Source organism: Halopenitus sp. POP-27 (assembly GCF_029889855.1).
GTDB lineage: Archaea > Halobacteriota > Halobacteria > Halobacteriales > Haloferacaceae > Halopenitus > Halopenitus malekzadehii.
In genome coordinates, this window is record NZ_JARANU010000008.1 from 1 (window position 1) to 13,636 (window position 13,636).

Genomic DNA, 13,636 nt, shown 5'->3' on the forward strand with positions numbered 1-13,636 from the left:
TCCGCCCCCGCAGCCTGCCCCGCGGGCGCGGAGACGCGCACAAGAGACAGGCGGTCAACACGGCGAGGACGGGCGTCTCCGCGGTCACGAGCGCGAGCGGGCCGTGTTTGAGCTCGCCGGCGGCGAAGCCCTCGGCGTGGTCGTAGGAGATCTCCTTGAGCTTCAAGGCGCCCTCGAGGGCGACGGGAACCCCGAGCTCACGGCCGACGAAGAAGAACGCCTCGCCGTCGCCGTACTCGCGGGCGGCCTCGCGCACCCGGTCCTCGGTGTCGAGCACCTGCTGGACCGCGCCGGGAAGCCCGCGGAGGTCCTCGAGGACGGACCGCGCGTCGGCCGCGGCGAGGGCGCCCCGCTCCCGCCCGATGGCGACCGCGAGCATCGACAGCGTCGCCACCTGGGAGGCGAACGTCTTCGTCGCCGCGACGCCGATCTCCGGGCCCGCGCGGATGAACGCGGTGTCGTCGACCTCGCGGGTGACGGTGCTCCCGAGGGTGTTCGTCACCGCGACCGTTCGCGCGCCGGCGGCGTTCGCGCGCCGGACCGCGCCGAGCGTGTCCGCGGTCTCCCCGCTCTGGGTGACCGCGACGACGAGCGTTCGGTCGGGAGTCCGTCCGGCGCCGAAGGCGTACTCGCTCGCGGTCTCGACGGTCGCGCGCACCCCGGCGAGATCCTCGAAGAGCCGCGCCGCGTACCGTCCCGCGTAGTTCGACGTGCCGCAGGCGACGATCTGGATCTCCTCGACGTCGGCGAGAAAGCCCGGCGGGAACGAGACGTCGAGGTCGACGCGTCCCCGGTCGAGGTCGATCCGCCCCGAGATCGTCTGCCGGAGCGCCGACGGCTGCTCGTGGATCTCCTTGCGCATGTAGTGCTCGTAGCCGGCCTTCTCGGCCGCGTCGGCCTCCCACTCGACCGTTTCGACGCCACGGTCGACCGGCTCTGACCCTGCGGCGTCGCCGGCCGCGAACACCTCGACGTCGCCGTCGGCCGACAGATCCGCCACGTCTCCGTCCTCGAGGTAGGTCACCTCGCGGGTGCGGTCGAGGAACGCCGTCACGTCGCTGGCGACGAAGGCCGCGTCCTCGCCGTGGCCGAGCACGAGCGGGCTGCCGTCCCTGGCGGCGACGATCCGGTCGGCATCCCGGTCGACGACACAGACCGCGTAGCTCCCCTCGAGCCTGTCGATCACGCGCTCGACTGCGGCGCGAAGGTCCCGGACGTCGTCGTCCGCACGCGCCGCCTCGAGGAGGTGTGGAACGACCTCGGTGTCGGTGTCGCTCGTGAACTCGTGGGCGTCGAGCTCCGCGCGGAGCTCCTCGTAGTTCTCGATGATGCCGTTGTGGACGACCGCGATCGACCCGGTGCAGTCGGTGTGGGGATGCGCGTTCGCGTCGGTCGGCGGGCCGTGGGTGCTCCAGCGGGTGTGCCCGATCCCGCAGGTGGCCTCGGGCGCGTCGGGGACGGTCAGATTCGAGACCTCACCCGAGCGTTTCCGCACCGTGAGGTCCCCATCGGTCACCAATGCGATCCCGGCGGAGTCGTAGCCGCGATACTCCAGATTCTCGAGCCCGTCGTAGACGATCGGGCCGGCCGCCTCGGCGCCGACGTAGCCGATGATCCCACACATCGTTATCCCCTCCGAACGACCGCGTCGGGCTCGATCGTCCCGCTCACGACCGCACCCGGATCGACCCGCGAGGCATCCCCGAGGACCGTGCCGGGAACGAGCGTCGCGCCGCCGCCGACGGTCGCGTTGTCGCCGACGACGCCGCCGAGCGTGACGTCCGCGTGGACCTCGTCGTCGACGATGACCGTCGCGCGGCCGCCGGCGATCGTCGCGTTCGCGCCCACGCGGGCGTTCCCGGCCACGACCGCGTCACGCACCACCGCGCCGGGCTCGATGACCGCGTCCGGAAACACGACCGACCCCTCGACGACCGCGTTCGCGCCGATCGTCGCGTTCTCGCCGAGGGCGCTCCCGCCGCCGACGACCGCGTTCTTGCCCAGGCGGACGTCCGTACCGACGACCACGTCGTCGGCGACTCCGGGGGCGGACTCGGCGTCGGGCTCGGATACGGACTGCACGTCGGACTCGGCGTCGAACGCGGTGCCGGACTGCACGCCGGATTCGGAACCGGTATCGGCGCCGGACTCGGCACCGACGAGGGAGGCGTTGACCCGGAGGAGATCCCAGAGGTACGAGACGTCGAGCCACCGTCCGCGGTAGCCGATCGCCGTGATCGGGTCCTCCCCCGCGATCCGGTCGAGCGTGTCGGTGAGCGCGAGCTCGCCCGCGGGCGAGGTCCCCCGGATCGCGTCGAAGACGTCCGCCGTGAACCCATAAACGCCGGCGTTGATTCGGCTCGTGTGGACCGGCCCCTCGGGCTTCTCGTCGATCCCGGTGACCCGGTCCCGGTCGTCGAGGGCCACCACGCCGTAGTCGCCGGGGTGGTCGACGTCGGTCACCGTCATCACGGGCGCCTTCCCGTCCCGAGTCTCCTCCCGGACGCGGCCGACGAGGTCGGCGTCGACGAGCCGGTCGCCGTTCAACACGACGAACCGGTCGTCGACGGCGGGTTCCGCCTGGAGGAGCGCGTGGCCCGTCCCCAGCTGGTTGGCCTGTTCGACGTACTCGACGTCAACGTCCCAGTCGTCGCCGTCGCCGACGTGGTTCCGGATCCGCTCCTGGCGATATCCGACCACGAGGACGATCCGGTCGATGCCGGCGTCGCTGATCGCCTCGATGACGTACTCGAGGATCGGCCGGTTGGCCACGGGCAGCATCGGCTTGGGCCGCCGGTTCGTGAGCGGCTCCAGGCGCCGCCCCTCGCCGGCCGCCAACACCACGGCGGTCACGGGGTCGTCGGTCATACCGGAAGGAGACGACCGTCCGGCATAAATCCTCACCACTCGGCGACCGTCGCTGGATCCCGCCCCGTGATCCCGGCCGGCGTGCCACCTTCCTCGCCGACGTCAGCGACGGTCCCGCGTCACCGTCTCGCCGGGCGCGGTCGTCTCCTCGACGCCGAACACGACGCCGGCGTTCAGGTTCGTATCGATCCCGGTTTTGACTCCCTCGCCGAGCACCACGCCGAGCTTCCGGCGCCCCGTGTCGACGCGCTCGCCCTTGACCGTCATCCGAACGGGCTCGTCGTCGTGGCGCAGGTTCGCGACGACCGTGCCGGCCCCGAAGTTCACCTGCCGGTCGATCACGGAGTCGCCGACGTACGAGAGGTGGCCGATCGCCGTCTCGGCCATCACGACCGAGTTCTTCACCTCGACCGCGTGGCCGATCCGGGCATCGGGGCCGATCACGGTCGATCCGCGCACGTACGCATTCGGGCCCACCTCCGCACCGGATCGAACGATCGCCGGCCCCTCGATCGTCACACCCGAGCGAACGCGGGCGCCGGACTCCACGACGACCTCGCCCTCGAGGGTTGCATCGGCCGCCACCTCACCGTCGACGCGTCCCTCGAGGTCATCGAGGACCGCCTCGGTCGCCTCGAGCAGCTCCCACGGACGTCCGACGTCGAGCCACCGTCCGTCGTACTCGACGACCGCGATCTCGGTCCCGTCGGCGAGCAGGATCTCCAGGGTCTCGGTCAGTTCGTACTCGCCGCGTTCGCTTTCGCCCGTCGCCTCGAGCGCGTCGAAGGCGTCCGCCTCGAAGGCGTAACAGCCGACGTTCGCCAGGTTCGTCGGCGGGTCGGCCGGCTTCTCGACGATCGTCTCGAGGGTCGGGTGCTCGGTCGTCCCGGACACTCCGCCGTCGGTCGTCCCGCCGTCGATCGTCCCGCCGTCGGCGGCAGCGTCGTCGGTCGCCAGGGAGACCACGCCGTACGAGCGCGGATCCTCGACCTCGGTGACCGCGATCGCGGTGCCGTCCGCTTCGGCAAGCGATCGGGGGAGCGACTCATCGATCACCACGTCGCCGTTCACGACGAGGAAGTCGTCGTCGACGATCCCCTTCGCCTGCAGGACCGCGTGCGCGGTGCCCGCCGGGTCGGCCTGTTCGACGTATTCGACCGGCGCGCCAGCGTAGCGGTCGCCGATCGCCTCCTCGATCGCGTCGCCCCGGTAGCCGGTCACGATCACGAACTCGTCGACGACGGGGAGACAGGCGTCGAGCACGCCCTCGAGCAACGAGCGATCATCCACGGGCAACAGGGGCTTGGGACGCCGGTCGGTCAACGGTCGCATTCTGGTTCCACGGCCGGCCGCGAGCACGACGCCGTACATACGTGACTCGGAGAACGGGACGGGGTTTATCTTCTGCGGTGGGAGCCGCGACCGGTGTGCGATGCGTGCGAACGACCTACATATAGCCGAGGTCGCGCAGGCGCTCCATCAGGTCCTCCTTGTCCTGGGCGCGGCCCGCGCGCTCGGTCGTGTTCTCGAGGTCCTGCAGCCAGGCCGGCTCGCCGGTGGTCTTCTCGGTGGAGACTTCGCTGCCGAGCGAGCGGAAGCCGGCGAAGTACTTCGGCGAGATCGGCACGTCCGCCTGCTCGATCCCGTCGGGGAGGTCGGCGGCGGAGTCGGGGACGTAGCCGTCCTCGGGGTAGCCCTCGACGGAGTCCGGAACGACGTAGTACCAGAAGGCGTCCCAGACGTCGCGCTCGGCGAACTGCAGGATGGGTTGGATCCGGTCGTGGGGCGGGTAGATGTCCGGGTCGTGGCGCGGCGAGAAGAACGTCTCGTCGGCGCGGGCTTCCTGTTCGTCCCAACGGACGCCGGAGATGACGCCGTCGATGCCGTGATCCTCGAGGGCGTTGTTCAGCGCGACCGTCTTGAGGAGGTGGTTGCCGACGTAGGTGTCGAGCAGGAACGGGAACTCGTCCTCCTCGTACTCGAGGATGTCCCGAACGTGGTGCTGGTTCTGCTCGCCGAGGGCGTCGATCGGGATGTCGTCGCCGGGCTCGAGGTCGTTGGCGTCGACGTACTCGCCGACGTCCTCGTTGCGCGCGTAGACGACGTCGATGTCCCATTCGTCGGCCCAGTGCTCGACGAAGTCGGTGATCTCGTCAAAATGCTGGTAGTGGTCGATGAAGACCGCCGTCGGCTTGTCGTAGCCGTACTCCTCGGCGACCTCGTTGATGAAGTAGAGCGTGAGCGTGGAGTCCTTCCCGCCGGTCCACATCACGGCCGGGTTCTCGTACTGCTCGAGCCCCCGTTTGGTCACCTCGATCGCCTTCTCGATCTTGTGTTGCAGGGACGGGTAGTCATCGGGCGACTCCCCCTCGCCGTCATCGTACTTGACGTCGACGTACTCCGGAAACTCCGACGACATACCGGAACGGTACCAGCGGGGACGTATCAGGCTTTCTACCTGGTTTCGCGGCTCCGATACCACAGATTCTATATGGGAAACCGCGTGACTGCCGGTTCCTCGGTCGCCGGTATGGACGGTTCCCGTCGACCCGATCGAACGCCGATCGGGAGGGAATCCGGCTGAAACGTGTCGTGGCTGCACGACGCACCCGAAGCCGCGCGCTCGGGCGTGTCCGACCGTCCGGCAGTATTCGTCGCGTATCCGAAGGGCTAACCCCGATGCGGTCCCGTTGGCCGATATGGGCCTGTTCGACAAGCTGCGCGGCGGCTCCGACGATCGCGTCGTCTTCCTCGGGATCGACGGGGTCCCCTACGAACTGATCACGGACCACCCGGACGTCTTCGAGAACCTCCACGCGGTCGCCGAGGAAGGCACCTCGGGGCGGATCGAGAGCATCGTGCCGCCGGAGTCGAGCGCCTGCTGGCCGAGCCTCACGACCGGACAGAACCCCGGAAAGACCGGGGTCTACGGGTTCCAGGACCGCGAACGCGGCTCCTACGACACCTACGTCCCGATGGGGAGCCACGTCGAGGCGACCCGACTGTGGGATCTCGTGACCGAGGATGGCCGCGACGCCACCGTCCTGAACGTACCCGTGACGTTCCCACCTTCGAACCGGATCCAGCGGCAGGTCTCGGGGTTCCTCTCGCCGTCGATCGAGAAGGCCGCAAGCAATGACGACGTCCGTCGGACGCTCGAGCGGTACGACTACGCCATCGACGCCGACGCGAAGCTCGGCCACGACGACGACAAGACCGCATTCATCGAGAACGCCCACGACACCCTGGCGGCCCGCCGGAAGGTCTTCGAACACTACGTCGACGAGGACGACTGGGACCTCTTCTTCGGGGTCTTCATGACTCCCGACCGGGTCAACCACTTCCTGTTCGGCGACTACGCGACCGACGGCGAGTACGCCGCGGAATTCCTGGAGTTCTACCGCGAGCTCGACGCCGTGATCGGCGCGATCCGCGAGAAACTCGACGACGACACCGAACTCGTCGTTGCCTCCGACCACGGGTTCACCCGTGAGGAGTACGAGGTGAACCTCAACCGCTGGCTCGAGGAGCAGGGGTGGCTCTCCTACGACGCCGACGCCGGCGACGAGCCCGACGAGCTCGCCGACATCGCCGACGACGCCCGAGCCTACTCGCTCATCCCCGGCCGGCTGTTCCTCAACCTGGAGGGCCGTGAACCCCGCGGGGGCATCCCCGAGGGGGACTACGAGACGGTCCGCGACGAGCTGATCGCCGACCTCGAGTCCCTCGAGGGTCCCGACGGCCGAGCCGTCTGCGACCGGATCGTGACGGGAGAGGACGCCTTCGACGGCGATTACGCCGACATCGCGCCGGACCTCGTGATCATCCCCGCCGACGGGTTCGACCTCAAGGCCGGCTTCGGATCCGAGAAGGACGTTTTCAGCACGGGACCCCGAAACGGGATGCACAAGTTCGGCAACGCCAGCCTGTTCACGACCGACGCGGACGTGACGATCGGTGACGACGTCAACCTCTTCGACGTCGCCCCGACGATCCTCGACCAGCTCGACGTCGACGCGGACCGGTCCGCCTTCGACGGTGAGTCGCTGCGTGCGGACTGACTGACGAGCAGGCGGGCCGATTGACGGGCCGATTGACGACCGGACGGGCTCAGCCTACTCGAACCGTTTGTTGACGCTCTCGGCGTGGGCCTCCAGCCCCTCCGCCTCCGCGAGCGTCGTGATCGTGTCGGAGAGATCGCCGAGCGCCTCGCGGTCGAGCCGCTGGACGGTCGACGATCGGAGGAACGTCTCCGTCGAGAGCCCTCCATAGCGTTTCGCGCCGCCGTTCGTCGGGAGCACGTGGTTCGGGCCGGCAGCGTAATCGCCGGCGGCGACCGGCGAGTAGGGGCCGAGGAAGGCGGAGCCGACGTTCGTGATCCGGTCGAGCAACGCCTCGTCGTCGTCGGCCTGGATCGACAGGTGCTCGGCGGCGTACTCCTCGGCGAACAGCACCGCCTCGGACATCGACCGGGCGAGAAGGACGCCCGACGCGTCGGCCGCGAGGGCCTCACGGATCGTCTCCTCACGGTCGCGACCCTCGATCCCGTCCGCGACCGCGGAGACGATCGCCTCGGCGGTCGCCTCGTCGTCCGTCACCGCGACGACGGAGGCGTTCGGGTCGTGTTCCGCCTGCGCGAGCAGATCTGCGGCGACGAATTCGGGGTCCGCAGTCGCGTCCGCGAGCACGAGGATCTCGCTCGGCCCGGCCAGGAAGTCGATCTCGACGTCGCCGCGCACCTCGGCCTTCGCGGCCGTCACCCAGCGGTTGCCGGGGCCGACTACCGTCTGGACGCCCGTTACGGTCTCGGTGCCGTACGCGAGCGCGGCGATCGCCTGCGCGCCACCGACCTGATAGACCGCGTCGGCGCCGGCCTCGTGGATGGCCGCGAGCGTGACCGGATTGATCTCGTCCGCCGGCGGGGTCGCCACCGCGACGTGGTCGACGCCGGCCACCGTTGCGGGGATGACGCCCATGATCGCGCTCGAGGGGTACGCGGCGGTGCCGCCAGGGACGTACACGCCCGCGCGCTCGATCGGACGGAACCGGCGGCCGAGCTCGCGCCCGTCGACGGTCTCACGGTGATCCTCCGGGACCTGCTGCTCGTGGAAGGTCCGGACGTTCGCGGCCGCCTCGCGGATCGCGTCGAGGCGGGGATCGTCGGCGTCATCCAGCTCGACGTGTGCCCGTTCGGCCGCGTCGGTGACGTCGATGTTGCCGACCGAGACGTCGTCGAACGCCTCGGCGAACTCCCGGATGGCGACGTCGCCCTCGGTCCGGACGCGGTCGACGATGTCGCGGACGTCGTCGCGGACCGCACCGATCCCGGCGTCGCGCTCGAAGAACGCGCGCCGGTGGTCGGGCGAGAGGTCGGCGATCGACCGGACGTCGAGGGGTGACTCCTCGGTCATCGGTTCCGCCCGATCATCGGTTTCTCCCAGTCATCGGTATCGCTCCGTGCGTGCAGTCATACCCCGAACTGGGCGATGCGCCGAAAAAGGCGTTCCGGATGTCGAGGTCAGCACCCGTGATCGGCGCTCGTGGTCGCTTCCGAAGCTGAACGCTCGGCGCCAACCCTTAACACGATCCGTGACGGAACGACGGTAATGGCCGATCCCTCCCCGACGTCGACCCCGGCGGCGATTCTCGACGGTCGTGTGAGCAAACCCGAGGCGGCGGTGTTCGTCTCGGGCGTCGCGAGCATGGGCTTGGAGATCCTCGCGGGCCGGATCGTCGCACCGCAGTTCGGGAGCAGCATCTACACGTGGGGGACGATCATCGGCGTCTTCCTCGCCGCGTTGAGCGCCGGCTACCACCGCGGGGGGAAGCTCGCGACCGAGGAGGCGACCGAGCGACGGCTGGCCAGGCTCCTGTTGGGGACGGCGGTCTGGGTCGCGCTGCTCGTGTTCGCCGGCGACCTGCTGTTGCGGTCGACGGTGGCGTTCCCCCTGCCGAGCCGGGTCGCGTCCCTGCCGGCGGTCGTCCTGCTGTTCGGCCCGCCGACGTACCTGCTCGGGTTCATCAGTCCCTACGGGGCGGAGCTCTCCCGGAAGGAGGGACTCGGTCGGGCCTCGGGCCACGTCTACGCGGTCGGGACGATCGGCAGCATCGTCGGCGCGTTCGGGACGACCTACTTCCTGATCCCGAGCCTCGGCGTCGACGCGATCGGGCTCGTCTTCGGGCTGCTGCTCGTCGCCACCGCCGCGTTCCTCCTGTTTCCGTCTCCCTCCCGCGACTCGATCCTCGCGGTCGTCGGCGTCCTCGTCGTCCTCGTGGCGGCGTTCTCGAGCGGTGCGGCCGGGGTCGCCCCGGAGGGACAGGTCGTCTACCAGACCCAGACGCCCTACCAGCAGCTCGAGGTGATCGACAGCGGCGACACGCGAACGCTCTACCTCGACGGGCAGCGCCACAGCGCGATGGACCTGTCGAACCCCGATCAGCACGTCTTCTCCTACACGCGGTACTTCCACCTGCCGTCCCTCTTCGCCGACGATCCCGACGACATCGATCGCGTCCTGTTCATCGGCGGGGGCGGGTTCACCGGCCCGAAGCGGTTCGTCGAGGAGTACGACGCAACCGTTGACGTCGTCGAGATCGACCCCGAGGTGATCGACGTCGCGAAGCGCTACTTCGACGTCGAGGAGTCGGAGCAACTGCGGATCCACAACGACGACGGTCGACGATACCTCCGCAACACGAACGAGACCTACGACCTGATCGTTCTGGACGCCTACAAGAAGGACAAGGTCCCCTTCCAGCTCACCACGAAGGAGTTCATGGAGCTGTCCAACGACCGCCTCAGCGAGGACGGGATGGTCTTCGCGAACGTCATCTCCGCGCCGAGCGGCCCGGCTTCGCGCTTTTACCGCGCGGAATACGCCACGATGAACGCGGTCTATCCCAACGTCTACTCGTTCCCGACCGCCGGCGGCGGCGTCATCCAGAACATCGAGATGGTCGCGACGAAGAACTCCACGGTCGTGACCGAGGAAACCCTCCGGGAACGCAACGAGCGCCGCGACATCGGGATCGATCTGTCCTCGGAGATCGGTGACTATCGCACCGAGGAGGACGTCGGCGACGCGCCGGTCCTTCGGGACGACTACGCGCCCGTGGACAGCCTGCTCGATCCGATGGTCGGCCAGCGGTACGTGATCGACGAGGCGGGATCGGTCGAGAACGCCTCGGCGGGCTCGGACGGAACGGGCGGTGAAGACGGTGAAACTGACGGTGCGGGTGGATCGAACGACGGCGGCGACGAAAACGACGCCGCCGTCGAGCGCCTCGATCCGCCCCTCCTTCGAAATCCGCCTCTCCTCCGCGCGCGATCCGGAACGTTTGACTCGCTCACGGTCGAACCGTCGACGTGAGCCGTCGTCGTCTGCTGCTGTCGTTGTGCGGGCTCGTCTTCTTCCTCAACCTGGCGAGAGTCGTCTTCGCCCCGCTGTTGAACGTCTTCATCGTCGAGTTCGGGATCGGCGAGGCGACGGCGGGCCTCATCGTGACGCTCACGTGGCTCGGCAGCGCGTCCCTCCGGCTCCCTGCCGGCTGGCTGCTCACCCGCGTCCCGCGACACTATCTCGTGCTCATCTCGGGGGGCCTGCTCGCGGTGTCCGCGGCAGGCACCGGGGCGGCGGTCACCGTCGAGCAGCTGATGGTCGGTGCGTTCGTGATGGGGACCGCCTCCGGCGTGTATTTCGTCGCGGCGAACCCGCTGTTGAGCGAGCTGTTCCCGAGTCGGGTCGGTCGCGTGATGGGGATCCACGGCGGGGCGACCCAGATGGCTGCCGTCGCGGCGGCTCCCCTCGTCGCCGTCTGGATGAGCCTCGACTGGCGGTACGCGATCTGGACGATCGCCGTTGGCGCCGCGGTGATAACGGTCTATACCGCGATCCAGGCTCACGCAACCGAGATGCCGACCGCCGGCGCGGCGGACCGATCGCTGATCGCGGGGGCGCGCTCGGAGTGGCGGATCATCCTCGCCGCCCTGGGGCTTGCCGGCGTGGCCGTCTTCATCTGGCAGGGCGTGTTCAACTTCTACGAGTTATATATGCGCTCCCGGGGGCTGTCGCCGGCCGCCGCCTCGACGATGTTGACGATCGTCTTCGCGGCCGGCGTTCCGGCCTTCGTCGTCGCCGGCGAGGTCGTCGACCGGCTGCCGTCGGTCCCGGTGTTGTTGGGCATCGGCGCGTCCTTCGCCGGCTGTCTCCTGGCGCTGCCCGCCGTCGACGGCGTCATCGGGCTCGCCGCGATCTCCGCCGTGATGGGGTTCGTCATCCACTCGCTGTTCCCGGCGACCGACGCCTACATCCTGACCGCGCTCCCGGATTCGGCCCGGGGGAGCGCCTACGCGGTGTTCAGCTCGATCTGGATGCTGTCGCAGTCGGTCGGCTCGGCGGTGCTCGGGAGCCTGATAGAGCGCGGCTACACCTACGACGCCGTCTTCGGCGCCGCCGCGATCGGCCTTCTGGCGACGCTGGTCGTGCTCGCCGGCCTCGAACGGGCCGGCCGGCTTCCGTCCTGAGTCCGTCCGATCGACGACTCGAGGACGGGGTGTGTCAGGTACACTCATCCGTGACGATCACGCTCAAGGGCGTCCCGCGCGAAGCACACACAGGATGGAGTTCGAACTGCTGGGCTGGCCCGACGCGGACCCGACGCTCCGGCTTGACTACCGGGCGTTCAGCTACGCCGGGAAGTTTGCGACCTCGGGGACCGGCGTCGCCGTCCTCCGGGAGGATCGGCCGGATGCGGTGGCCCCGGGCTGGGAGCCGGATCCGTCACAGCCCGACCCCGCCCCCCGGCCGGATGCGGACGGCGACACCGCGACCCTTGCGGACGACGTCGTCGCCGCGGTCGCGTTCAACCGGGACCGGACGGACCCGAGCACCCTGTGGATACGGTACGTGTCGGTGCACACGGCGCGGCGGGGCGAGGGACTTGGCCCGCGTCTCGTCGCCGATCTGGTGCGGTGCGTTCGCGATCGTGAGTCGACCGACGGCGGAACGGGCGACGGACGGACCGACACGATCGATCGGATCCGGATCGGGGTGAACAACCCGTTTGCCTACGAGGCTCTTTATAAGGTCGGCTTCGCGTTCACCGGCCGGGAAACCGGAGTTGCCGAACTCGTCCTCGAGCGACCGATCGACGCGCCGGCCGATCGCGATCGCGAAACGTATCGGGCGGGGCTCGACGTCTATCGCGACCGCGACCGTGGCGAGCCGGAGGCCTCGTTCCTCGATGAACGAGTCGACGGCGAGGGACCGCCGCCGCTCGTCGAGGGGGCTTTTTAAGGTATCGCGCCGACGAACTCCGAACGATGGGAAACGCCGACCTGCGTTCGCTGGCGTCGATCCGCGACGTGACGTTCGCGGACATCGAGGGGAGCGTCGTCGCGGTGGACGCGCACAACTGGCTGTATCGGTACCTGACGACGACGGTCAAGTGGACGCGGGACGATATCTACACCACCGCCGGCGGGACCGAGGTCGCGAACCTCGTCGGGATCGTCCAGGGGCTCCCGAAGTTCTTCGAACACGACCTCGTCCCCGTCTTCGTCTTCGACGGCGAGGTGACCGACTTCAAAAGTCGGGAGATCGCCGACCGGCGCGAGAAGCGGGAGGCGGCCGAGGAGCGCCTCGCCGAGGCCGAAGAGCGCGGTGACGCCGTCGAGGCCGCGCGGCTGGAGGCGCGCACCCAGCGGTTGACCGACGTCATTCAGGAGACGACGCGGGGGCTGCTCGACCGCCTCGACGTGCCCGTCGTCGAGGCGCCCGCGGAGGGCGAGGCGCAGTGTGCCCACATGAACGCGGTCGGCGACGTCGACTACGCGGGCAGCGAGGACTACGACACGCTGCTGTTCGGCGCCCCCGCGACGCTCCGGCAGCTCACCAGCAAGGGGGATCCGGAGCTGATGGATCTGGAGGCGACCCTCGCGGAGCTGGGGCTGACGCGCGAGGGACTCGTCGACGTCGCGATGCTCTGTGGCACCGACTTCAACGAGGGGATCGCGGGCATCGGTCCCAAGACGGCGGTCTCGGAGATCGAGGAGCACGGCGACCTCTGGGGCGTCCTCGAGGCGCGCGGGGAAAGCATTCCCGACGCGGTGGCGATCCGGTCCCTCTTTCTCGACCCGCCGGTCCACGAGGACTACGCGATCGACACGACTCTCGATCCCGATATCGAGGCGGCACGCCGGTACGTGACCGAGGAGTGGGAAGTCGATCCGGCCGAGGTGGAGCGCGGGTTCGAACGCATCGAGGAGTCGATCGCCCAGACCGGTCTCGACCGATGGACGTGAGCGCAGTCCGTGACGTCACCGACGATTAAATAGAATTAAATCTCCCGGTATAACCGTTGAATCGCCGTAATCCGGCTAAAAACGGGTTCACGACTGCCACCCCTCATTACCCCCCGGCCGTTACGCCGAGATGCAATGTTCGAAACCGACCCATCGCTGTTGGCGACCTGGAGTATCGACCTGGCGGAGACGATCGCGCTCGCCGGACCGCCGGCCGACCTGCCGGGCGCGGTGCCCGACTTCGTGGGCGAGATCCACGACGCCATCCGGTCGTTCGGCGGCGGTGAGGGCGGGATCGGCGAGACCATCTCCGAGCTGACGCCCGGCGGCGAGGGCGGCGCCGGTGCCGGCAACGGGAGCGCCGACGCCGCCGGAGCCGGCTCTGTGGATGGTGCTGAGAGCTAACGCCAGCCCGGTATAGTCACCGAGCGTCGGCCCAGTTCCACGCTCACTGGGCGAATTTAA

Annotated in this window: 11 protein-coding genes; 6 read left to right on the plus strand and 5 right to left on the minus strand. The window is 69.1% G+C overall.

What is annotated here, in order from left to right; all coding sequences use genetic code 11:
• The 4 genes from glmS to OQF70_RS06380 all read right to left on the minus strand — a co-directional run.
• The coding region (glmS, locus tag OQF70_RS06365) for a glutamine--fructose-6-phosphate transaminase (isomerizing) (protein WP_280536536.1) at nucleotides 1–1,624 on the minus strand (1,624 nt) is incomplete at its 3' end.
• 2 nt (nucleotides 1,625–1,626) lie between these two features.
• Nucleotides 1,627–2,868, minus strand: a complete 1,242-nt coding sequence (glmU, locus tag OQF70_RS06370; protein ID WP_280536537.1) for a bifunctional sugar-1-phosphate nucleotidylyltransferase/acetyltransferase — start codon at nucleotides 2,866–2,868, stop codon at nucleotides 1,627–1,629.
• Between the two features lie 102 nt (nucleotides 2,869–2,970).
• A complete protein-coding gene (gene glmU, locus OQF70_RS06375; protein ID WP_280536538.1) occupies nucleotides 2,971–4,239 on the minus strand; it encodes a bifunctional sugar-1-phosphate nucleotidylyltransferase/acetyltransferase in 1,269 nt (422 codons plus the stop codon).
• 76 nt (nucleotides 4,240–4,315) lie between these two features.
• Nucleotides 4,316–5,287 carry a phosphoadenosine phosphosulfate reductase family protein gene (locus tag OQF70_RS06380; RefSeq protein ID WP_280536539.1) on the minus strand — a complete coding sequence of 324 codons (972 nt, stop codon included), beginning with the start codon at nucleotides 5,285–5,287 and terminating at the stop codon, nucleotides 4,316–4,318.
• 280 nt (nucleotides 5,288–5,567) lie between these two features.
• Between OQF70_RS06380 and OQF70_RS06385 the strand changes: the two genes are divergently transcribed.
• A complete protein-coding gene (locus OQF70_RS06385) occupies nucleotides 5,568–6,929 on the plus strand; it encodes an alkaline phosphatase family protein (protein WP_280536540.1) in 1,362 nt (453 codons plus the stop codon).
• A gap of 54 nt (nucleotides 6,930–6,983) precedes the next feature.
• On the opposite strand, the gene hisD is transcribed toward OQF70_RS06385, so the two are convergent.
• Nucleotides 6,984–8,279, minus strand: a complete 1,296-nt coding sequence (hisD, locus tag OQF70_RS06390; RefSeq protein ID WP_280536542.1) for a histidinol dehydrogenase — start codon at nucleotides 8,277–8,279, stop codon at nucleotides 6,984–6,986.
• Between the two features lie 195 nt (nucleotides 8,280–8,474).
• On the opposite strand from hisD, the gene OQF70_RS06395 reads away from it, so the two are divergent.
• From OQF70_RS06395 to OQF70_RS06415, 5 genes are all read left to right on the plus strand, one after another.
• Nucleotides 8,475–10,238 carry a fused MFS/spermidine synthase gene (locus OQF70_RS06395; RefSeq protein WP_280536543.1) on the plus strand — a complete coding sequence of 588 codons (1,764 nt, stop codon included), beginning with the start codon at nucleotides 8,475–8,477 and terminating at the stop codon, nucleotides 10,236–10,238.
• A complete protein-coding gene (locus OQF70_RS06400; protein WP_280536544.1) occupies nucleotides 10,235–11,392 on the plus strand; it encodes an MFS transporter in 1,158 nt (385 codons plus the stop codon). Before OQF70_RS06395 ends, OQF70_RS06400 begins: the two co-directional genes overlap by 4 nt.
• A 94-nt stretch (nucleotides 11,393–11,486) precedes the next feature.
• Complete coding sequence (locus OQF70_RS06405; RefSeq protein WP_280536545.1) at nucleotides 11,487–12,164, plus strand: GNAT family N-acetyltransferase; 678 nt, start codon at nucleotides 11,487–11,489, stop codon at nucleotides 12,162–12,164.
• Between the two features lie 26 nt (nucleotides 12,165–12,190).
• Entirely contained in the window at nucleotides 12,191–13,171 is a 981-nt protein-coding gene (fen, locus tag OQF70_RS06410) for a flap endonuclease-1 (protein WP_280536547.1), read from the plus strand.
• Between the two features lie 135 nt (nucleotides 13,172–13,306).
• Complete coding sequence (locus OQF70_RS06415; protein ID WP_280536548.1) at nucleotides 13,307–13,576, plus strand: hypothetical protein; 270 nt, start codon at nucleotides 13,307–13,309, stop codon at nucleotides 13,574–13,576.
• Nucleotides 13,577–13,636: the final 60 nt, after the last annotated feature.